Origin of the sequence: Nonomuraea sp. NPDC049309, from assembly GCF_043196965.1 — a bacterium.
Lineage (GTDB): Bacteria > Actinomycetota > Actinomycetes > Streptosporangiales > Streptosporangiaceae > Nonomuraea > Nonomuraea fastidiosa.
Window position 1 is genome coordinate 1,163,514 of record NZ_JBICSH010000001.1, and the last position, 20,938, is coordinate 1,184,451.

The window sequence follows — 20,938 nt, forward strand, 5'->3', positions numbered from 1 at the left end:
GCAGGTAATCGACGGTCTGTGGCGCGGCCCGGCAGGATGCGGGGCATGAGTGAGCGCACCCGTGATGTCGTGACCGAGCTGCTGACCAGGATCGCCGAGGGCGACCCCGACCGTATCGCCGAGCTTTTCGCCGAACCGGTGGACTGGCGGCTCTCATGGCCCTCCGAGGGGCATCCCGCCGTGCCGTGGATCCGCCCACGGTCGAGCCGGGCGGACGTGGCCGACCACTTCCGGTCGCTGGCGGGGCACCACGTGCCCGAGCTGAACGGCACCTCGGTCGAGCACGTCCTGGCAGACGGGCCGCACGCCGTGGTGCTCGGGGTGATCAAGCAGACCGTGCGGGGCGGCGGACCTGCGTACACGTCGCCGTTCGCGCTGCACCTGACGGTCGAGGACGGCCTGATCACCCGCTACCACATCTACGAGGACAGCCTGACCGTCACCCGGGCGCTCACCGCCTCCTGAGCGCTCCGGCCATGAGCGGTCATGAGCCGGCGCGCAGCCGCTCGGCCGCCTCCTCGTAGGCGCGCGCGGCCCTGCGGAAGTAGTCGTAGAGCGCGTCCAGCTGCTCGTCGGAGTAGCCGGCGAGGATCTCGCCCACCTCGCGTCTGACCGGCGCCATGACCTCGTCGAGCTGTGCGGGCTTGCCGACGGGCTCGACGATGACCTTGCGCCGGTCGTCGGGCGCAGGGCTACGGCGGACGTATCCGGCCTGCTCCAGCCGGTCGATGAGGCGGGTGGTCGGGCCGGTGGTCAGCCCGGCGCGGGCGCCCAGCTCCCCCGGCGTCATGGGGCCGGCCAGCTCCAGGATGTTGAGCGCGTACAGGTCCGTCGCGCCGAGCCCGCACGCCCGCGCGCTCGCGTGTCCGTGCAGCAGGACGGCGCTGAGGTAGCGGCGGTAGACGGCGGCGGCGTCGGGGCGTTCGCGCGCGATTGACATGAACTCTCCCATTCCCTAATCTCTTCCTCAGAGAAGAGAAATCTTTAGAGAAGAAACTTCTTCAAAGAAGTTACCATGAGGAGAGCCGATGACCACCGCACGCGTGACCACCGCCCGCACCACCGGCGCCGATGAGGGCGCCATCCTCGCCCTCCTGCGGGCGAGCCAGGACGCCTGGGACCGCGGCGACGGCGCGGCCTACGGGGCCTGCTTCACCGACGACGCCACCGACGTCACGTTCGCGGGCACGGTCTACCGGGGCGGCGCCGAGATCGGCCGCGCCCACCAGGCGCTGTTCGACGGCTTCCTGAAGGGTTCGCGGCTCGTCATGGAGGTCATCGACCTGCGCCGTTACGGCTCCGACACCGCGGTCGTGCTCACCAGGGGCGACGTCGTCAAGGGCAAGCAGGGCAGGCTGGGCAAACTGGCGACGTACACGCTGGTCCGCGACGCCGCCGGGCTCTGGCGCATCGCCTCCGTGCAGAAGACCAAGCACAAGCCGCTCATGGAGGCCGTGTCGTTCACGTTCCAGCCGGCCACCCGGCCCGCCGCCCCGGCGCGGTGAGGCTCGCCCGGCGTCGCACAGGTGGCCGTGCAGGGAGGTCAGGTCCTCCCGCTTCCGGTCAGGCCGCCGTCAGGCCGAAGGCGTCCACCAGCTCCTCCGTGGTGCGGATGGCGTGGGCGAACGTGGGGCCGTTCAGCTCGTGGGCGGCGTACATCATCTCCGGGCTGAACGCCGCCGTGGCGTCGCGCACCAGCGTGACGTGGTAGCCCAGCTCCATCGCGAACCTGCCGGTCGCCTCCAGGCAGGTGTTGGCGAGCACGCCGATCAGCACCACGTGGGTGATGCCGTGCTGCTTGAGCTGGAAGTCCAGGTCGGTGTTGGCGAAGCCGCTCTGCGCCCAGTGCTCGTGGACGACGATGTCGCCGGGCTCCGGCGCGAGGTCGGGGTGGAATTCGCCGCCCCACGTCCCGCGCGCGAACGAGTGCCGCTCCATGATGCCGCGCTGGGTGGGGTTCGGGTGGTGCCAGCTTTCGTAGTCGCCCGGCTCCCAGCGGCGGTGCGGCACGATCAGCAGCCGGGCGCCGGCCCCGCGTGCGACGGCGGTCACCGTACGCAGGTTGTCCACCAGCCCGACCTCGGTGGCGACGGGCGCGAGCCGCGGCCAGAGCTTGCCGCCCTCGGAGATGAAGTCGTTGTACGGGTCGATCAGCAGGACCGCCGTGCGGCGGGGATCGTAGAGCCGGCTCATGACTGTTCGTCCGCCTTCCGCGGGCAAGGGGGCGGCGCCCGTTCCGCGTCTCCCGTGACGCCTACCCGCAGGCCGGCACGTCCGCGTCCCGCGCGGGTCAGCGCCGTGCCAAACCCCCTTGACCGGAAGCGGGCGCGATCAGCCGAGCAGGATGTTCGTGGACTGCGACGGCACGGCGTCCAGCGCGGCGAGCGTCTCGTCGTCGAGCGCGATCTCGCCCGCGGCGACGTTCTCCTCCAGGTGGGCGGCCGACGCGGTGCCGGGGATGAGCAGCACGTTGGGCGCGTGCCGCAGCAGCCAGGCCAGGCCGATCTGGGACGGCGTGCGGCCGAGCCGGGCGGCGGCCTCGGTCACCGCCGGCTGCTCCACCACCTTGGGCATGCCGGGGAAGGCGCCGCCCAGCGGGAAGTACGGCACCCAGGCGATCCCTTCGGCGGCGCAGAGCGCGAGCATGTCCTCGTGGTCGCGGCCGACGAGACTGTAGGCGTTCTGGACGCACACGATGCCGGCGGGCAGGGCGCGGCGCAGCACGTCGAGCGAGACGGCGCTCAGCCCGATTCCGCCGATCTTGCCCTCGTCACGCAGCGCCGTCATCACCGCGAGCTGGTCGTCCACGTCCACGACCTGCGCGCCGGTGGCGCGGATGCCGGGGCCGACGTCGAGCCTGCGCAGGTTCACGACGGGGATGCGCTCGACGCCGAGGCTCTTGAGGTTGGCCTCGACGCTCGCCCGCAGTTCCCCGGGACGCTGGGCGGGACGCAGCGGGAACGGGCCGTCCGGGTCGACGACCGCGCCCACCTTGCTGACGACGACCACGCCGTCCTCGGGGCGCAGCGCCTCGCGGATCACGTCGTTGACGAAGCCGTCGCCGTAGAAGTCGGCCGTGTCGACGTGATCGACGCCCAGCTCGACGGCGCGGCGCAGCAGCCGTACGGCGGCGGCGCGGTCGTCGTGCAGGCGTTCGAGCTGCATGGCGCCGTAGCCGACGCGGGAGACGGTAAGGTCGCCGAGCAGGCCGGAGCCGCCGGGACGCGGCGCTCCGGTGGCCGTGACGCCGGAGGAAGAGGTACCGCTGGACATCAGGAAACACCGTCCTCGAGACAATGACGAGAGAAAGCGGAGGACCCTCCGCCAAGACCGACCCTAGCACTATCGGAGGTGCCTCCGCTTTGGTTGCCCCGGAATCTTCCGAATCCCCTGCCGCCGGGCGGCCCGTCCGCGCGCACGCCCGGCGCAACCGTGAGAACCTGCTCGCCGTCGCCCGCGCGGCCTTCGCCGCCGCCGACGGGCCCGTCTCGCTCGAAGGCATCGCCAAGCAGGCCGGCGTCGGCATCGGCACGCTTTACCGCCACTTCCCCACCCGGGAGGCGCTCGTCGAGGCCGTGTACGCCGCCGAGCTCGACGAGGTGACCGGCTGCGTACCCGACCTGCTGGCCGCACACCCGCCGGAGGCCGCGCTGCGGGAGTGGATGAAGCGTTACGGGGCGTTCGTCTCGACCAAGCGCGCCATGCTCGACACGCTCCGCGCCGGCTGGTCATCGGGACGGCTCGCCACGCCCACGACCAGGGAGCGCATCACGGCCGCCATCGGCACGATCCTGGAGAGCGGCGCCCGCGCGGGCACCCTGCGCGGCGACGTCGACCCCGACGACGTCACCGCGATGATCCTGGGCGTGTTCCTGTCCACGGCGGCGAGCGACGCCTGGGACCGCATGGACCGCCTCTTCGACCTCCTCGTGGACGCCCTGCGTCCCTAACCGGAAGGGCGCAGGCCGGTGACGCGATCCACACGCGCCACCTGATGCCGCGTGCCGCTCACGCACGGCCGCCCAGACGGGCACGCGGCTCGCGCGTGCGGCCGCGTGCGGACAGCGGACCGGCCCGAACGCGCGCGGAGCCGGGGCCTGGTCGAGCGGACTCCCGCACTCCGCTGACGACCGGCCCGATCGCGTGCGGAGCCGGGAAGGCCGCGGGTTCGGATACCGCTCGACGTCGCGAAGCGGCGGCGGGCCCGAGACGGGCCCGCCGCCGCGGTGCGAACGGAGCGGGTCACTCCGTGACGAGGGTGATGCCCTGGGGCAGGCCGGTGACGTGGGCGGCGCCGGACGCGTCCACCGTGACGTCCACCGGGGCGCCCGCCACCCGCAGGCCGCGGACCGACAGGGGGCCGAGCGGGGCCGAGGGCAGGGGCCGGAGCACGGCCTTGCCCTCCGGAACGTCGGGGTGCAGGCCGGTGGCGGCGTGCAGGATCGCGACGGCGGCCGCGGCCGACCACGCCTGCGGGCGGCAGGCCGCCGGGTACGGCACCGGCCGGCCCAGCAGTTCCCGGGAGTCGCCCGCGTGCAGCTCGGGCAGGCGGTAGTCGAACGCCTCGGCGGCGGCGAGCAGCCCCTTCGCCAGGCCGGCGGCCAGGCCGGCCGGCCCGGCCTCGCCGGACGGCGCGGCGGTCGACGCAGCGGCGGACGGAGAGGTGGACGCAGTGGCCCTGGACAGGGCGGTGCGGGCGAGGCCGGTGATGACGATGGCCGTGTCGTGGGTCCAGACGGAGCCGCAGTGGTACGACAGCGGGCTGAACCCCGCATCACCGCTGGACATGGTGCGCAGCCCGAAGCCGCCCGACATGGCGGGGTCGCTCAGCAGGCCGGCGATGCGCAGCTCCTCGTCGGGCGTCAGGATGCCGGTGCCGAGGAGGTGCCCGATGTTGCTGGTGAGCGCGTCCACGGGGCGCTTGTCGCGGTCGAGGGCGAGCGCGGGGTGCCCGCGGTCCGTCCAGAACGCCGCGCGGAACCGCTCGGCCAGCCGGCCCGCGTAGTCGCGCCAGCGCTCGGCGCCGGGCCGGCCGAAGGCCTCCAGCAGCGCCGCACCGGCGGTGGCCGCCTCGTACGCGTACCCCTGGACCTCGACGAGCGCGATGGGCGGCTCGGCGCGCGAGCCGTCGTGGAAGCGGACGGCGTCGCCGGAGTCCTTCCAGCCCTGGTTGGCCAGGCCGCGCCCGCTGGTGTCGATGTATTCGAGGAAGCCGTCGCCGTCGGCGTCGCCGTGGTCGGCGAGCCAGCCGAGCGCCGCTTCCATGGCGGGCAGCAGCGCGGCGACCTGGGATTCCGGCATGCCCCAGCGCCAGGCGTCGTGCAGCAGCGTGATCCACAGCGGGGTGGCGTCGATGGTGCCGTAGTAGGCGGCGGGCAGGCGGAGCCGTTCGGCTTCGAGGCTGAACTCGTGGCGGCGCAGCTCGTGCATGATCTTGCCGGGCGCCTCGCCGGAGGCGGGGTCGATCTTCGTGCCCTGGCGGCGGGCCAGGACGCGCAGGGTGCCGGCGGCCAGCTCGGTGCCGAGCGGGAGCAGCATGCGGGCGGCCCAGATGCTGTCGCGGCCGAAGAGGGTCAGGAACCACGGCACGCCGGCGCCCAGGAACGTGTCATCGGGCGCGCCGGCCTCGGTGAGCCGCAGCGACTCGAGGTCGTCGAGCGACTGGCGGGCCAGGTGTACCAGGCGGGCGTCGCCGGCCTCCACCTGCGGCCTGCTCCATTCGCGGGCCCTGGCCGGCGCGGCGACGACCGCCCCGGGGTCCTGCACGGTCACGCCCCACCGCACGGTGACCCGCTCCCCCGGCGCGACGGTGACGTCCCATCGCAGCGCCTGCCCGCTGACCTCGGCGTCGGCCCGCACGGCGACCCGCACCTCGCCGGACTCCCAGACCAGGCCGCCGGCACCGGGCGCGGGGTCGAGCGGCGTGGTGTCGCCGCCGGACTTGACCACCTCGATGGGCGCGAGGTCGCAGCCGAGCTCCACGGTGATCGTGCAGGTGACGGGGGCCGAGGCGGTGGAGGCGAGGGTGATCTCCTCGTCCATGCCGCCGGGCGTGACCCGGCGCAGCCGGTCGATCCTGACGGTCGGGTCGGGGGCAGGGTCTCCGAGCCAGCGGGCGAGCGCGACGAAGCGCGAGAGCCCCGGCCCGGGAACGGCGTGCGCGACGGACTCCGGCTCGCGGCCGTCGATCAGCAGCCTCGCCTGGGAGAGCACCCGCGCGTCGGCGTGGAAGAGCCCCTGCACCCCTGCGGGCCTGATCTGGCCGTCCGCACCGCTGAGCGCGGTCGTCGGCGCCATGACGGTGCTGACGAGATCGTGCAACAGCGGCTGCAGCCGGTGATGGGTCACTGTGAGGCCCCCTTGACACTCAGTTAACTTGAACGATCTAATCCTGTCATACATCATTTTGATCGTTCAAACTCACGGAAAGGCGATATATGGCGGCGAAGGTCACGATCGCCGATGTGGCGCGCCACGCCGGCGTGTCCCGCCAGACGGTGTCGAACGTCCTCAACTCCCCGGAGGTCGTCAAGGAGGAGACCCGCCGGCGGGTGCTCGCCGCCGTCGAGGCCCTCGGCTACCGGGTGAGCGCCGCCGCCAGGCAGATGCGGACCGGCCGGTCACGGCTGCTTGCCGTACGGATCGAGACGATCCAGGACGGCATGAACGTCTTCGACCGCTTCCTGCACGGCCTCACCGAGTCGGCGGCGAACGCCGGCTACCGGGTGCTGCTCTACACCGCCACCGATGACGAGAACGAGATCGACACCATCGACCAGCTGCTCGGCGAGTTCGAGCCCGACGGTTTCGTGCTGACCAGCACCCACCACGGCGACCCGCGCGCCGCCTGGCTGGCCGAGCGGGACCTGCCGTTCGTCAGCTTCGGCCGCCCGTGGGGCGCGCTGGAGGCCGGATACCCCTGGGTGGACGTGGACGGCGCGGCCGGCACCGAGGCCGCCACCCGCCACCTGCTCGACGCCGGCCACCGCCGGATCGGCTTCATCGGCTGGGAGCAGGGCTCCGGCGTGGGCGACGACCGTAGGGCCGGCTGGTCGAGGACGCTGTCCGCCGAAGGGCTCGACGCCGATCTGGCCCTGGAGACGGACGGCTCGCCTGCCGAGGGCAGGGCCGCCGCGCTCGCGCTCGTGGAGCGCGGCGCCACCGCCCTGGTCTGCGTCAGCGACGCCGTGGCCCTCGGCGCCGTCCAGGTCACGCGGGCGGCCGTCGGGTTCGACGACACGCCGGTGGCCGCCGCCATCGGGCTCACCAGCGTCGGCCAGCCGCTCGCCGAGGCCGCCGCCCGCTGCGTGGAGATGCTGACCGGCCGCCTGTCGGGCCGGCCGACCGAGTCCCACGCGCTGCTCAGTCCCACCTTGGTCATCCGGAAGGACCCCCGATCATGAAGAGATTCGCGATCCCCGCCGCGGCCGCCGTGCTCCTGACCGCCACCGCCTGCGGCAGCGGCTTCGACGACCGGCAGGCCGAGCCGCAGCAGCAGACCAGCGGCCCGGCGGAGCTGCAGGTCCTGATGGCCTCGTCCGGCGACGCCGAGACGAACGCGGTCAAGGAGGCGGCCGACGCGTGGGCCAAGGCCACCGGCAACAAGGCCGTGGTCACCCCGGCCCAGGACATCCACCAGCAGCTCGGCCAGGCGCTGGCCGGCAGCAACCCGCCCGACGTGTTCTACGTGGACGCCTCACGCTTCGCCGACTACGCGAGCGTCGGCGCGCTGGAGCCGTACGCCGACAAGATCTCCGACGTCCAGGACTTCTATCCGAAGCTGCGCGAGACCTACACCTACGACGGCCGCTTCTACTGCGTGCCGAAGGACTTCTCCACGCTCGCCCTGATCGTCAACGACGACCTGTGGAAGAAGAACGGCCTCACCGAGGACGACATCCCCACCACGTGGGAGGAGCTGACCGCCGTCACCAAGAAGATCAAGGGCGTGACGCCGCTGACGTTCAGCGACACGCGTGACCGGGTCGGCGCGTTCATGGTGCAGGCGGGCGGCTGGATCACCAGCGCCGACGGCAAGCAGGCGACGGGCGACAGCCCCGAGAACCTGCAGGCGCTGCAGTACGTCAAGGATCTGCTCACCGGCAAGCAGGCCCAGTACGCCAAGGCGCTCGACGCCGAGTGGGGCGGCGAGGCGTTCGGCAAGGGCAAGGCCGCGATGACGATCGAGGGCAACTGGATCAAGGGCGCGATGAAGGCCGACTACCCGGACGTCAAGTTCTCGGTGCACGAGCTGCCGGCCGGGCCGAAGGGCAAGGGCACGCTGTCGTTCAGCAACTGCTGGGGCATCGCCGCCAAGTCCAAGAACAAGGCCGCGGCCATCAGCTTCGTCGAGGCGATGACGAAGAAGGAGCAGCAGCTCACCTTCGCCAGGGCGTTCGGCGTGATGCCGTCGAGGGCCTCGGCCAAGGAGGACTACCTCAAGGAGTTCCCCGGCGACGCCGCCTTCGTCGACGGCGCCGACTACGCGCAGGGCCCGGTGAACGCCCCGAAGATGGACAGCGTCCTGTCCGACTTCGACGCCGGGCTGCAGCAGCTGGCCTCCAAGGACCCGAAGGAGATCCTGGCCAGGCTGCAGAAGAACGCCGAGAGCGCGCTGGGCTGACGTGATGCGCAGCCGTACCAGGGAGAACCTCGCGGGGTGGCTCTTCGTCGCGCCGGTCGTGGTGATCCTCGGGCTGTTCCTGCTCCTGCCCATCCTGATGGCGCTCTGGGTGAGCCTCACGGGATGGAACGGGCAGGGCAGCCCGTTCCGGGCCGAGGTGCCGTTCGTCGGCATCGACAACTACGCCCGGCTGTTCACCGAGGACGGGCTGGCCCGCGAAGACTTCATGATCAGCATCCGCAACAACATCTACTACGTCGCCGCGGTCGTGCCGCTGCAGACGGCGCTCGCGCTCTTCCTCGCGCTCGTGGTGAACAAGCGCAAGGGGTTCTTCCGCACCGCCTTCTACTTCCCGTCGGTGACCAGCTCCGTCGCGATCAGCGTGGTGTTCCTGTTCATCTTCAGCAACTCGGGAGCGGTCAACCAGATCCTCGGCTTCCTCGGCGTGCAGGGGCCGCAGTGGTTCTCCGACCCGCGCGGGGTGATCCAGCTCCTGATCGGCGATCCGCCCGCGGTGCTCACCGAGCACGGCATGTTCGGCCTGACCTGGTGGGACTGGCTGTCGGGGCCGAGCGTGGCGATGTGCGCGATCATCGCGCTGGTGGTGTGGACGACGTCGGGGACGTTCATGCTGATGTTCCTCGCGGCGCTGCAGAACATCCCGAAGACGCTCGATGAGGCGGCCATGATCGACGGCGCCACCCGGTGGCAGCGGTTCTGGCGGGTGACGCTGCCGATGCTCAAGCCGACCATGTTCCTGGTGCTCACGCTGGGGCTGATCGGCACGTGGCAGGTGTTCGACCAGATCTACGTGATGAGCCAGGGCGATCCCGCCAAGACCACGCTGACGCCGGCGTTCCTGTCGTACCGGACGGCCTTCCGCGACTTCGACTACGGCGTGGGCACGGCGATCTCGTTCGTGCTCTTCTCGATCATCGTGCTGCTGACGCTGTTCCAGCGGTGGGTCATGAGGGAGCGCAAGGCATGAGGCGCCTCATCCTGATCGTCTTCTCGGTCGTCTTCATCTACCCGTTCGTCATCCAGATCGCGAACTCGTTCAAGACCGACCCCGACGCCGCCGCCAACCCGCTGTCGCCGATCCCTCACCCGGCCACGCTGGCGGCCTTCGAGCGGGTGTTCGGCGGCACCGACATGCCGATCTGGCTGGGCAACTCGCTGCTGGTGACCGTCGTGGTCACGCTGGGGCGGGTGCTGCTGGACTCGATGGCGGGCTACGCGCTGGCCCGGCTGCGCTTCCGCGGCCGGTCGGGGCTGTTCGCGGCGGTGATCGCGGTGATGGCGGTGCCGGGCGTGGTGCTGTTCATCCCGAAGTTCCTGGTGCTGAACCAGCTCGGCATGTACGACTCGTACCTCGCGCTGATCCTGCCCCTCGTCGCCGACGCGACCGGCGTCTTCATCATGAAGCAGTTCTTCGAGTCGGTGCCGCGCAGCGTCGAGGAGGCGGCCAGGATCGACGGAGCGGGCACGTTCCGGGTCTTCTGGTCGGTGGTGCTGCCGATGTCCCGCCCGGCGCTGATCACCTTGACGATCCTGTCGTTCCAGGGCTCGTGGAACGAGTTCCCGCACACGCTGGTGGCGGTGCAGGACCCGGCGCTGTTCACACTGCCGCGCGGCCTCGCCGACCTGGTCAGCGGCTCGCTCGGGGGCGGCACCCAGTTCCCGCTCAAGCTGGGCGCGGCGCTGCTGGCCACCATCCCGGTCGCGGTGATCTTCGTCATCTTCCAGCGCTACTTCATCCGTGACGCCAACGAGGGCGCCGAGAAAGGCTGACCCCGCGTCCGCGTATTCGAACGGCTCCGTCGCGGTCGCGGGTCCGGTGATGACCGCCGGTCTTCACCGGAGCCCGCGGCCGGACGGAGCCGTCCTGTTGGGATGAGTGCCTCTCTTCCGCACCTCAGCGGGTGCGCCACCCATGCTCCCGGTTCCGGCCGCCGCTCCCTAGGGCCGAAAGTCCCTTGATCGCGAGGACCCTTGGCCTCGCTCAGCCGGGCTCGTGCTCGCCCGCCAGCGGCAGCCGCAGCACGAAGCAGGGGCCGCGCGGGGTCTCCTCGATGGTCAGGTTGCCCTGGTGCGCCTGGGCGATCGCGCGGGAGATGGCCAGGCCGAGCCCGCTGCCCCCGGGGTCGCGTTCGCGCCCCTCGGCCAGCCGGATGAAGGGCTGGAAGACCTGCTCGCGCTGGTCGGGCGCGATGCCGTCGCCGTCGTCCCAGACGGTCAGCACGGCCTCGCCGTCGGCGCGCCCGACGCTCACCTCGATCGCACTGCGGGCGTGCCGCTCGGCGTTGACCAGCAGGTTCGTCAGCACCTCGCCGAGCTGGACGCGGTTGCCCCACACGCGGGCGGTGTCGTCGACGGACACGCGCGGCGGGTAGGCGGGCGACAGGCGGTCGACCTCGTCGCGTACGAGGGCGCCCAGGTCGATCCGCTCCGCCTGCTGCGGCGACGACGTGCGCACCCGGGTGAGCAGCAGCATCTCGTCGATGATCACCTGGAGGCGGTCCACGCTGTCGAGCGCGTCCCTGATCGTCCGGTCCCGGTCCACGCCCGGGTAGATCAGCGCCTCCTCCAGCCGGGTACGCAGGCCGGTCAGCGGCGTGCGCAGCTCGTGGGAGACCATCGAGGAGTAGTAGCCCTGCTGCCGTACGGCCTCCTCGAGCCTGGCCAGGGTCCGGTTCACGGTACGGGCGAGCGTGGCGATCGCGTCACGGCCGCGTGGCACGGGCACCCGCAGGCCGAGGTCGGTGACGGTGATCTCGGCGATCAGGTCCCGCATCACCTCGACCGGGCGCAGGGTACGGCGGATGAGCAGCGCCGCCAGGCCGGTCACCAGCGCGCTGGCGAGCAGGACGGCGCCGGCCAGGGCGAGTTCGAGGTGCCAGGCGGCCAGGATGGAGGGCTCGGCCCGGCCGGCGTACACGACGTGGGAGGCGCCGCCCCACAGCTGCTCCTCCTCTTGCGGGGACGGCCGGAAGGCGGTGAACATCACGCATTCGCCGTCCGCGCACTCCTTGCCGTGCCTGATGCGGTCGTCGGAGCCCGGCCACACCGTGGCGATCGGCGGGCGTCCGGCCGCGTCGCGGCTGGCCTTGACGACGCGGCCGGTGGCGTCCACGAGCTGGAGCAGGTTGACCTCCGCCGTGGTCACGGGCTGCGGGGTCGAGGTGCCCATGGCCGCGATCCAGTCCGAGGCCGCGCGCTGGGTGCTCTGGTAGACCTCGCCCGCCACCTTTTGGCGCACGATCAGGTCCGCGGCGACCGCGATCCCGGTGAGGCTCGCCAGCGACAGCAGCGCGGTCATCACGATGAGGCGGGCCTGCACGGAGAGGCGGCCGGGACGCAGGGGCATCGACAACCTCCCCGCTCGCCTCGCTCCTCAGAGCCATGCTTCCAACTGCCGGTTCACGGGAAGCCAATGCCGCCGCAACGTGCGGGTCATAGGTGGCGAAACCGGGTCAACGCAGGTCATGGACCCATCGGCCGCCCACCGCGGTGGCGATCACGGTGATGTCCTTGATCGCGGCGGGATCGACGGCGAACAGGTCGTCGGAGAGCACCGCGAAGTCGGCCAGCTTGCCCCGGCTCAGCGTGCCCTTGAGGTGCTCCTCGTGCACCGCGTACGCCGAGCCCTCGGTGTAGGCGCGCAGCGCCTGCTCGACGGTGAGCGCCTCCTCAGGGTTGAACGGCCGCCCGCTCGCCGTGCGCTGGTTGACCAGGTCGTGGATGCCGAGCAGCGGCGCGCCGGCCACCACGGGGCAGTCGGAGCTGCCCGGCAGCACGATGCCCGCCTCCAGGAACGAGCGCTGCCGGTAGCAACCGCGCGCCCGCTCGGGCCCGAGCGCCTCCAGCATGCCGTCGCCGATCTCGGAGATGAACCGGCCCTGCGGCACGGGGATGACGCCCAGCTCGGCGACCCTGGCGACCTGGGCGTCGCTGGTGACCGCGCAGTGCTCGATGCGGTGGCGGGCGTCGGGGCGCGGAGTGCGGGCCTGCGCCTCGGCGTAGGCGTCGAGCACGACGTCCACGGCGGCGTCGCCGATGGCGTGGGTGGCGATCTGCCAGCCGGAGTCGTGGGCGCGCAGGATGAAGCTCCGCAGCGCCTCGGCCTCCTCCTGCAGAAAGCCCCGGTTGCCGGGTTCGCCCGCGTAGTCGCAGCACATGGCGGCGGTGCGGCCGATGAGCGAGCCGTCGGAGAACAGCTTGACCGGCCCGATCCGCAGCCACTCGTCGCCGAGCCCGGAGCGTACGCCGAGATCCAGCCCGAACTCGGCGTCCACGTCGTGCAGATTGGGCGAGCCCGGCATGAGCGTGGCCCGCTGCGGCAGCAGGCCGCGCCTGATCGCGTCCTGGAAGGCGGCCACGTCCCAGGGGCCGTTACCGGCCAGGCCGGCGCCGACGCCGGGCTCGGTGAAGCTGGTCAGCCCCTCGGCGGCGGCGGCCCGCCCGGCCAGCGCGATGCCCTCGATGAACTCCTCGTGCGCGAGCGGCCGCAGCACCCGCAGCGCGAGGTCCTGGGCCTGCTCGGCGAGCAGGCCGTCGGGCAGCCCGCGCTCGTCGCGGCCGACGGAGCCGCCCGGCACGTCGGGCACGTCCTCAAGGGACGGAAAGCCCATGAGCGCGAACGCCGCGGTGCTGGCCACGCCCATGTGACCGGAGGTGTGCTGGAGCCAGACGGGGCGGCCGCCTGAGGCCCGGTCGAGGGCCTCGCGGGTGGGGTGTGCGCCGCCCAGCTTGTTCTGGTCGTAGCCGCCGCCGCGGATCCAGGCGCCCTCCGGCAGGGTCGCGGCGCGCTCGGCGACCCGCGCGTACAGCTCGTCGAGGCTGCTCACGCGGACGTCCAGCTCGCGCAGCCGCTGTCCGCGCATGCTGAGGTGGTGGTGCGCGTCGTTGAAGCCGGGCACGACGGGCGCGCCGCCGAGATCCACGACCGTTTCCGCGCTCACCCCGTCGAGCTTCTCGTCGAGCCCGGCGATCCGGCCGTGCAGCACGCCCAGGCGGGTGGCCTGCGGCCGGTCGCGGTCGAGGGTGGTGAAGCGGCCGTTGACGAACAGCGTGTCGAGACGCATCAGACCTCCAGCGGTTCCCGCGCCGCCACGCTCCTGCGCCGCAGGGCGGCCACGCAGGCCATGGTGAGCAGGATGATGACCAGGTACTGGCCGACGACCGCCCAGATGGTGCCGGTCGAGGTGAGCAGCGCCTGGGCGATCATGGGGGCGGTGCCGCCGATGAGGGCGCCGCACAGCTGGTACGACAGCGAGATGCCGGTGTAGCGGACGCGGGCGGGGAACGCCTCGGCGAGGAAGCCGGCGAGGGCCGCGTACGACATGCCGCCGAAGACGATGCTGATCGCGAGCCCCAGCGTGGCGAGCACGGGCGAGCCGGTGCCGACCATGGCGAAGGTGATCGGCGTGCAGACGATGAGCGCGGTGAACGCGATGAGCATGAAGCGGGCGGCGCCGTAGCGCTGGCCGAGCACCGCGCCGGCCGGCTGGGTGACGAACTGGGTGATCGCCACGATGAGCAGCACGTCGAGCATCGTGCTGCGGCTGATGCCGAGGTCGGTGGTGGCCCACGACAGGATGAAGGTGTTGGTGAAGTACGCCGAGGCGATGCCGACGCCGCTCGCGCCGATGCCGAGCAGCACCAGCGGCCAGGAGGTGCGGAAGACCTCGGCGACGGGCAGCTTGGCCACCTCGCGCCGCTGCTGCATGCGGGTGAACTCCGGCGACTCCTCCACCCGCATCCGGATGATCAGGCCGACCACGAGCAGCACGGCCGAGCACAGGAACGGGATGCGCCAGCCGTAGGACAGGAAGTCGTCCTCGGGCAACGTGCTGACCAGCGCGAACGCGGCGGTGGCGAGGATCGACCCGGCGGGCGAGCCCTGCTGGGCGAAGGCGGCGTAGAAGATGCGCTTGGGCCCCGCGTGCTCGGCGGCGATCAGCACGGCGCCGCCCCACTCGCCGCCCACGGCGATGCCCTGAATGAGCCGCAGCGCGGCGAGCAGCATCGGCGCGAGCACCCCGATCTGCGCGAAGGTGGGCAGCACGCCGACCAGCGTGGTGGCCCCGCCCATGAGCAGCAGGGTGACGACGAGCGTGCGCTTGCGGCCGATGCGGTCGCCGAGGTGGCCGAAGACGACACCGCCGAGCGGCCTGGCCAGGAACCCGACCCAGAACGTGGCGAAGGAGGCCATCACCCCGGCGGCGTCGCTGACGTCGGGGAAGAAGAGCTTGCCGAAGACGAGGGCGGACGCGGTGCCGTAGATGTAGAAGTCGTACCACTCGATGGAGGTGCCGACGAAGGACGCGATGCCCGCGCCGCGGGCGGTGGTGGAGCTCATACGGGGGGATTCCTAGGCGAAGTGGTGGAGTCGGGCCAGCGGCACCTCGGTGGCGGGGGCCATGCTCGCCTCGGCGCCGTCCACGAGGACGGGTCCGGGTTCGCGCGGCACCTCGACGCGAGGGGTCGCCGTGTTGCGGTGCATGTCGGATCGGGTGAGGCCGCGGGAGTGCCGGATCGCCGCATACCGCAGGCCGCGCGGCAGGGCGTCCCTGCTGTCGGCGGAGTCGAGCGCGTCGCGCGCGACGAAGATCCGCGACAGCCGGGCGGGCGCGTCGCCGAGCCCGCCGAAGTACGGCCGGTAGACGCGCGGCTGGGTGAGCCGGGTGGAGCCGGAGCCGCTGCCGGAGACGCCGTGCGCGACGAACCCTGCCTTGATCACCAGCTCGGGCTTGGTGCCGAACCAGGCCGGCTGCCAGAGCACGATGTCGGCGAGCCGGCCGGGCTGGAGTGTGCCGACCTCGTGGGCCAGGCCGTGCGCGACGGCCGGGTTGACGGTGAGCTTGGCCAGGTAGCGCAGGATCCGCGGGTTGTCCGCGGCCGGTTCGCCGGCGCCCGCCGCCAGGGCGTTGAGGTGCGCCACCTGCCAGGTGCGCCGCACGGTCTCGGCCACCCGGCCCATGCCCATCGAGTCGGAGTTGACGATGCTGATCGCGCCCAGATCGTGCAGGACGTTCTCGGCCGCGATGCCGTGCTCCCTGACCCGGCTGCGGGTCACCGCCACGTCGCTGTCGATGTGGTGGTTCTGCCGGTGCACGGTCATCGTCATCGGGAACAGCTCGCCGGCGGTGTTCGTGGTGTAGGGCAGCGTGGGGGTGGTGGAGGAGGGCAGCACGTGCGGCTCGGACAGGATCTCCAGCAGGTCGGGGTGCCCGCCGCCGCCCTCGACGTGGTAGGCGTGCACGGTGCGCCCGCGCGTCGCGGCGATCGTGTCGGCCAGGTAGCCGGACTCGTTCATGGAGTCGGAGTGCAGCGCCACCGGCAGGTCGGCCTGCTCGGCGACGCCGAGGCAGGTGTCGATGACGCGCGGCGTCGCGCCGAAGTCCTCATGGATCTTGAAGCCGCCCGCGCCCGCGAGCACCGCCTCCTCCAGCAGCCGCCGCGAGCTGGAGGACCCGCGGGCCAGGAACGCGACGTTCAGCGGGGTGCCGCGCCAGGCGGCCATGAGCGTGTGCAGGTTGTGCGCCGGGTTGACGCCGACGTCCCACACGCCGCCGAGGCCCATGCCGACCACGGTCGTCACGCCGGAGGCCAGCGCGGCGGGCGCGATCTCCGGCGACGACAGGTGCACGTGCGAGTCCACGACGCCGGGCGTGGCGATCAGCCCCTCGCCGGGGACGATCGCCGTGTGCGAGTCGATGATCGCGCCCTCGAACGGCACGATGCGGCCGTCCTTGACGCCGATGTGCGTCTTGCGCACGCCGAGCACCGGGTCCATCAGCACGACCCCGGCCACGACCAGGTCGAGCGCGGACTCCCGGTCGCCGCGCGGGCTGGCCAGCAGCCCGTCGCGCAGCGTCTTGCCGCAGCCGCCGAGCAGCTCGTCGCCGTGCGGCACGTCGTCGGCCTCCACCTCGGCCCACAGGCAGGTGTCGCCGAGCCTGATGAGGTCCCCGGTGGTCGGGCCGTAGATCGCGTTGTACGTCTCGCGCCTCATGACGTGATGACCTCCACCTCGACGGTCTCGCCCGGCGGGAATGCGGTCGCCGTGCCGGCGGGGATGGCGAGCCTGAACCCCTCCGGCGGCCTGTCGAACGCCAGCGCCGCGTTGACCTCGCCCAGCGGGAAGTGCGAGGAGACGTAGACGGTGCGCTCGCCCCGGTTGGTGACGCGCAGGGTGGTGCGCTCGCGGCCGGGGTTCAGCTCGACGTCGCGCGGCAGCGGCCGGACCGCGCCGGGGCCGCCGGGCTCGGGCGGTCCGATGGGGGCGTCCACGGCGACGAGCGCGGTGCCGCTGGGGAACAGCGCCTCCACCTGGACGTGGGGCACGAGCGCGCAGACGCCGTCCATGACGTCGCCGGGGCCGAGCACGGCCTTGGCGCCCTCGATGACCTCGGGCAGCGTGGCGCCGTCCCAGGCCAGTTCGAGGATCTCGTCGCAGATCAGGGCGATCGCCTCCGGGGCGTTCAGCCTGCGCCCTCTGGCGCGGCGGCGGCGGGCGAGCTCGGCGAGCGTGAAGATGGTGAGCCGCTCCTGCTCGCGAGGTGTCAGATGCAACGTCGAACCTCCCGTTTCGCCCACGGTATGGCGAGGTCAGGGGCCCGACCAACGGTGAGACGGTGCGTAAATGCGCGGCTAGATTGTGCACATGACCAACGAGGTACTGGTCCGTCTCGCCCGGCGATGTCTGGAGAGTTACGAAGACCTCATCGACGGCTGGGCCGAGCAGGTGATGGCGATGGAGCCGTACGCGCAGGGCCTGGTCAGCCGCGCGGAGGTGCTGGAGGGCGCGCGGGTCGGGTTCGAGCTGATCCTGCGTCACCTCGCCGAGGGCCGGGTGCCGCCCGAGCTGCGCCCGCACTCCGAGCGGCTGGGCGAGCGGCGGGCCGGGCAGGGCGTGCCGCTGGAGTCGCTGCTCGCCGCGGCCCGGCTCGACGCCCGCGCGCTCTGGCAGGGCCTGGTGCGGCTGGCCGCACCTGAGGACCTGCCGCCGCTGCTCGAAGGGGCCATCCTCGTGTGGGAGGCGGTCGAGCAGCACAACACCGGCCTGATGACCGGCTACCAGCGGGCCGTGCTGGAGATGGGCAGGCAGCGCGAGGACGAGCGGCGCACGTGGTTCGCCCGGCTGCTGGACAACGACGGCCGCAACCCCGACGTGGTGCGCGACGCCGGGCGGGTGCTCGGCTTCGACGTGGCGGCCGCGTTCGTGGCGGTGGTGGCGTCCCCGGCGGCGGGTGCGGCGCTGCGGGTGGCGGCGGGCGGGATGAGCGGGCTCGGGCTGCGCACGCACCGCCACGAGTCGCCGTCGGGCGACATGCTCGTGGTGCAGCTGCCCCATCGGGCGCCCGATCCCGAACGGCTGGTGCTGGACGCGCTGGCGCGCGTGGCGTGCGGGGTGTCCCCGCGGGTGAACGGCCTGGCCAGGGTGCCGCACGCGGTGCGGCTGGCCGCGGCCACGATCCGGGCCGGCGGCGCCGCGCCCGCGGGGCCGATGCGGCTGGAGGACCGGTGGCTCGAGGTGTTCGTCGCGCACAGCCCCGAGCTGGCGGCCGAGCTGGCCGAGCGGGTGCTGGGGCCGCTGGGGTCGATCGGCGCGGCGGAGCGGGAGCGGCTGCTGGAGACCGTACGCGTGCATCTGGCGGGCGACGGCGCGATCGCCGAGACGGCGGCGGCGCTCTACTGCCATCGCAACACCGTGCAGCACCGCTTCGCCAGGTTCAGGGAGCTGACGGGCCGCGACGTGCGGGTGCCGGGCGACGCCGCCGTGGTGGCGCTGGCGCTGCGCGTCCGGCCCGCCGATGAGGGCGGCTGAGCGCGTGAGAAGGGCCGGTCTCGAGGGCCGGCCCTGGTCTCATCGCCTCCTCGTCATGCTCATGCCGAGCGCCACCAGGCCGAGGACGAGGATGATCGCGCCGACGATCACGTTGGTGGTGATCGTCGCCGCCGTGTCGGCCTCTCCCCTGATCAGCCACGGCGCGAGGATGGTCCACAGACCGATGACGGGCGTGATCCACGCGAGGCCGTGCGTGCGCCCGTACGCGGAGCTGAACCCCGCCGCCAGCAGCGCCACGGCGAGCCCCGTCACGAGGTTGTTGACGGTCAGCGACGTGATGCCGGAGAAGCCGACGATCCACGGAGACAGGGCCAGGAACAGCCCGGCCAGCAGGGTCAGTCCGTCGGCCACCTGAACGACCGGTTTGGCCGCGGCCACGTCGTACTGCTCGCGCATGCTGATGATGTCGGGATGCCGCTCCATTTCGCGGGTCATCAGGGACATCACCTCCTCGTTGCGACCGGCGAGAGCCTTTCCCGCCGTGCCCCCACTACCCCGTCAAGGGTGAGTCATACCGGCGGTTTGCCCGGTCAGCGCGGGGGAAACGAATGGGAGCCGTCCAGAGGGGGTACTTCGTGACAGCGGTCGACGCCATCGGAGGACACGGCAGGACCGTCCAGCACAGGACGAGCGGGCTCGCACCGGGGCTGCCCAAGCCGCGCGGGCCCGTCACCGCGCTGCTGTTCCGCCGCCTGTCCACACCCCCTGACGGGCGGGCGCTGCACCTCGACGTCACCGGCGCCGACCTGGGCGACGGCGACTTCCAGCTCGCCCTGTTCGCCTGCTACGAGCTGCACTACCGGGGCTTCGCGGGCGTGGACGAGCGCTGGGAGTGGGAGCCGTCGCTGCTGGCCGCGCGGGCGGTGCTGGAGCGGCACTTCGAGAAGCTGCTCGCGCGCGCCGTGCCCCGGCCGCGCGTGGCCGGGCCGCACGACGTGCGGCGGGCGCTGGTCGCGCTCACGGCCGACGACAGCGGGCCGTCGGTGTCGCGCTTCCTGGCGCGGCGGGCCGATCGCGAGCAGTTCCGCGAGTTCGTCGTCCACCGGTCGATCTACCACCTCAAGGAGGCCGACCCGCATACGTGGGCGATCCCCCGCCTGGCCGGCGGGCCGAAGGCGGCGCTGGTGGAGATCCAGGCCGACGAGTACGGCGGCGGCCGCGCCGAGCGGATGCACTCCGAGCTGTTCCGCGCCACCATGCGCGGCCTCGGCCTCGACGACTCCTACGGCGCCTACCTCGACCGCGTCCCCGGCATCACGCTGGCCATCTCCAACGCCATGTCGCTGTTCGGCCTGCACCGGCGGCTGCGCGGCGCCCTCGCCGGGCACCTGGCCGCCTTGGAGATGACCTCGTCGCTGCCCAACCGCCGCTACGCGCAGGGGCTGCGCCGGCTCGGCGGCGACGCCGCCGCCGCGCGCTTCTACGATGAGCACGTGCAGGCCGACGCCGTGCACGAGCAGGTCGCGGCCCATGATCTGTGCGCGGCGCTGGCCGCCGACGAGCCGCACCTGGCGGGCGACATCGTGTTCGGCGCGGCGTGCGCGCTGGAGCTCGAGCGGTCGTGGGCGGCGTACGTGATGGCGCGGTGGGAGCGCGGCGACTCGTCGCTGTCCCGGCCCTGAGCGTCATCCGGGCAGGCGGTAGACCGACACGTGCTCGGCGCTGGCGTCGGTGAACGGCGTCCGGTGCCAGTCGGCCCAGCGGTGCTCGCGTTCCATGCCGGCCAGCCGGGCCATCAGGTCGAGCTCGCAGGGCCAGGCGTAGCGGTGGTTGGCGGGCAGCAGGCGCACGCCGCCGTCGGTCAGCCGTACCTTGGTGGTGGCCATGAGCTGCTCGGCCGGCGAGATGCGGGCCGCCTCGGCGAGCACGACGTCCTCGCTCAGCGCGAGCAGCCGCAGCGCGCTGCCGTTCCTGAACGCCGCGGGGTCGGGCACCCACGCCTCCACCACGAACCTGCCGCCGGGCCGCAGGTGCGCGGCGGCGTTGCGGAAGCAGGCGACCTGCGCCTCCTGCGAGGGCAGCGCGTAAATGGTGTTGGTGGTCAGCGCCACCAGCGAGAAGGTGCCCTCGACCCGGGTCGTGGAGAAGTCGCCCACGGTGACCGGGATGCGCTCGCCGCCCGGCTTGGCGCGCAGGATCTCCACCATCTCGGGCGAGCCGTCGATGCCGGCCACCTCATGCCCGCGAGCGGCGATCGGCACGGCCAGCCGGCCCGTCCCGATGCCGAACTCCAGGATCGGGCCGCCCTCGGCGAGCAGGCACAGCTGCTCGACGGTGGCCTCGGTGGGCAGGTTCGCCACCGTGAGGTCGTAGATGTCGGCGATGCCGCGCCCGTAGGCGGCCGGGTCGAAACCGGTCGTCATCGCCGCTCCCCCGCTCTGGTCACGCGCTGCGTCCGTGTGCTCACGCGCCCGTGCTACCCCGCAGGTCAGGGATCATTCCGGCATATCGCCCCGCCTCCC

The 20,938-nt window shown here is 72.5% G+C and carries 20 protein-coding genes; 9 read left to right on the forward strand and 11 right to left on the reverse strand.

What is annotated here, in order from left to right:
* The first annotated feature begins 45 nt into the window (after positions 1-45).
* Positions 46-465, forward strand: coding sequence for a nuclear transport factor 2 family protein (locus tag ACGFIM_RS05465; RefSeq protein WP_393195035.1), 420 nt, complete (start codon positions 46-48; stop codon positions 463-465).
* Between the two features lie 19 nt (positions 466-484).
* Here ACGFIM_RS05465 and ACGFIM_RS05470 read toward each other — a convergent pair whose 3' ends face one another.
* Positions 485-940, reverse strand: a complete 456-nt coding sequence (locus ACGFIM_RS05470) for a MarR family winged helix-turn-helix transcriptional regulator (protein WP_393195038.1) — start codon at positions 938-940, stop codon at positions 485-487.
* A gap of 88 nt (positions 941-1,028) precedes the next feature.
* Between ACGFIM_RS05470 and ACGFIM_RS05475 the strand changes: the two genes are divergently transcribed.
* Positions 1,029-1,505, forward strand: coding sequence for a YybH family protein (locus ACGFIM_RS05475; protein ID WP_393195041.1), 477 nt, complete (start codon positions 1,029-1,031; stop codon positions 1,503-1,505).
* Positions 1,506-1,563: 58 nt separating this feature from the next.
* On the opposite strand, the gene ACGFIM_RS05480 is transcribed toward ACGFIM_RS05475, so the two are convergent.
* Complete coding sequence (locus ACGFIM_RS05480) at positions 1,564-2,193, reverse strand: isochorismatase family cysteine hydrolase (RefSeq protein WP_393195044.1); 630 nt, start codon at positions 2,191-2,193, stop codon at positions 1,564-1,566.
* Between the two features lie 138 nt (positions 2,194-2,331).
* Positions 2,332-3,273, reverse strand: a complete 942-nt coding sequence (locus ACGFIM_RS05485) for an aldo/keto reductase (RefSeq protein ID WP_393195047.1) — start codon at positions 3,271-3,273, stop codon at positions 2,332-2,334.
* 89 nt (positions 3,274-3,362) lie between these two features.
* On the opposite strand from ACGFIM_RS05485, the gene ACGFIM_RS05490 reads away from it, so the two are divergent.
* Positions 3,363-3,950 carry a TetR/AcrR family transcriptional regulator gene (locus ACGFIM_RS05490; RefSeq protein ID WP_393195050.1) on the forward strand — a complete coding sequence of 196 codons (588 nt, stop codon included), beginning with the start codon at positions 3,363-3,365 and terminating at the stop codon, positions 3,948-3,950.
* 292 nt (positions 3,951-4,242) lie between these two features.
* Here the strand turns inward: ACGFIM_RS05490 and ACGFIM_RS05495 are convergent, their stop codons facing one another.
* Positions 4,243-6,348, reverse strand: coding sequence for a glycogen debranching N-terminal domain-containing protein (locus ACGFIM_RS05495; RefSeq protein WP_393195053.1), 2,106 nt, complete (start codon positions 6,346-6,348; stop codon positions 4,243-4,245).
* An 89-nt stretch (positions 6,349-6,437) separates the two neighbouring features.
* Here ACGFIM_RS05495 and ACGFIM_RS05500 point away from each other — a divergent pair, with 89 nt between their 5' ends.
* From ACGFIM_RS05500 to ACGFIM_RS05515, 4 genes are read left to right on the forward strand one after another with little or no spacing between them, the layout of a single operon-like run.
* Positions 6,438-7,403, forward strand: a complete 966-nt coding sequence (locus ACGFIM_RS05500) for a LacI family DNA-binding transcriptional regulator (protein WP_393195056.1) — start codon at positions 6,438-6,440, stop codon at positions 7,401-7,403.
* The gene (locus ACGFIM_RS05505) at positions 7,400-8,623 is read left to right on the forward strand and encodes an extracellular solute-binding protein (RefSeq protein ID WP_393195059.1); all 1,224 of its coding nucleotides are present in this window, start codon (positions 7,400-7,402) and stop codon (positions 8,621-8,623) included. The genes ACGFIM_RS05500 and ACGFIM_RS05505 overlap by 4 nt, the downstream gene beginning before the upstream one ends.
* Positions 8,624-8,627: 4 nt before the next feature.
* On the forward strand, positions 8,628-9,611 hold the full coding sequence (locus ACGFIM_RS05510; protein WP_393195062.1) for a carbohydrate ABC transporter permease: 984 nt from the start codon (positions 8,628-8,630) through the stop codon (positions 9,609-9,611).
* Complete coding sequence (locus ACGFIM_RS05515) at positions 9,608-10,414, forward strand: carbohydrate ABC transporter permease (RefSeq protein ID WP_393195065.1); 807 nt, start codon at positions 9,608-9,610, stop codon at positions 10,412-10,414. Before ACGFIM_RS05510 ends, ACGFIM_RS05515 begins: the two co-directional genes overlap by 4 nt.
* Before the next feature lie 211 nt (positions 10,415-10,625).
* On the opposite strand, the gene ACGFIM_RS05520 is transcribed toward ACGFIM_RS05515, so the two are convergent.
* The 5 genes from ACGFIM_RS05520 to ureA form a co-directional block, all read right to left on the reverse strand.
* Positions 10,626-11,990 (reverse strand): ATP-binding protein, encoded by a 1,365-nt coding sequence (locus ACGFIM_RS05520; protein WP_393195068.1) that lies wholly within the window; start codon positions 11,988-11,990, stop codon positions 10,626-10,628.
* A 106-nt stretch (positions 11,991-12,096) separates the two neighbouring features.
* Positions 12,097-13,707, reverse strand: a complete 1,611-nt coding sequence (locus ACGFIM_RS05525; RefSeq protein WP_393195071.1) for an amidohydrolase — start codon at positions 13,705-13,707, stop codon at positions 12,097-12,099.
* On the reverse strand, positions 13,707-14,984 hold the full coding sequence (locus ACGFIM_RS05530; RefSeq protein ID WP_393195073.1) for an MFS transporter: 1,278 nt from the start codon (positions 14,982-14,984) through the stop codon (positions 13,707-13,709). Before ACGFIM_RS05530 ends, ACGFIM_RS05525 begins: the two co-directional genes overlap by 1 nt.
* Positions 14,985-14,996: 12 nt before the next feature.
* Positions 14,997-16,640: an urease subunit alpha gene (locus ACGFIM_RS05535; protein ID WP_393195076.1), complete on the reverse strand. Its 1,644-nt coding sequence runs from the start codon at positions 16,638-16,640 to the stop codon at positions 14,997-14,999.
* On the reverse strand, positions 16,637-17,200 hold the full coding sequence (ureA, locus tag ACGFIM_RS05540; protein ID WP_393195079.1) for an urease subunit gamma: 564 nt from the start codon (positions 17,198-17,200) through the stop codon (positions 16,637-16,639). Before ureA ends, ACGFIM_RS05535 begins: the two co-directional genes overlap by 4 nt.
* A 91-nt stretch (positions 17,201-17,291) precedes the next feature.
* Here ureA and ACGFIM_RS05545 point away from each other — a divergent pair, with 91 nt between their 5' ends.
* On the forward strand, positions 17,292-18,455 hold the full coding sequence (locus tag ACGFIM_RS05545; protein WP_393195082.1) for a PucR family transcriptional regulator: 1,164 nt from the start codon (positions 17,292-17,294) through the stop codon (positions 18,453-18,455).
* Positions 18,456-18,494: 39 nt separating this feature from the next.
* Here ACGFIM_RS05545 and ACGFIM_RS05550 read toward each other — a convergent pair whose 3' ends face one another.
* Entirely contained in the window at positions 18,495-18,920 is a 426-nt protein-coding gene (locus ACGFIM_RS05550) for an SPW repeat protein (protein ID WP_393195085.1), read from the reverse strand.
* Between the two features lie 131 nt (positions 18,921-19,051).
* Here ACGFIM_RS05550 and ACGFIM_RS05555 point away from each other — a divergent pair, with 131 nt between their 5' ends.
* Complete coding sequence (locus ACGFIM_RS05555; protein WP_393195088.1) at positions 19,052-20,098, forward strand: iron-containing redox enzyme family protein; 1,047 nt, start codon at positions 19,052-19,054, stop codon at positions 20,096-20,098.
* Positions 20,099-20,101: 3 nt separating this feature from the next.
* Here the strand turns inward: ACGFIM_RS05555 and ACGFIM_RS05560 are convergent, their stop codons facing one another.
* Positions 20,102-20,839 carry a class I SAM-dependent methyltransferase gene (locus ACGFIM_RS05560; protein WP_393195091.1) on the reverse strand — a complete coding sequence of 246 codons (738 nt, stop codon included), beginning with the start codon at positions 20,837-20,839 and terminating at the stop codon, positions 20,102-20,104.
* Between the last annotated feature and the right edge of the window lie 99 nt (positions 20,840-20,938).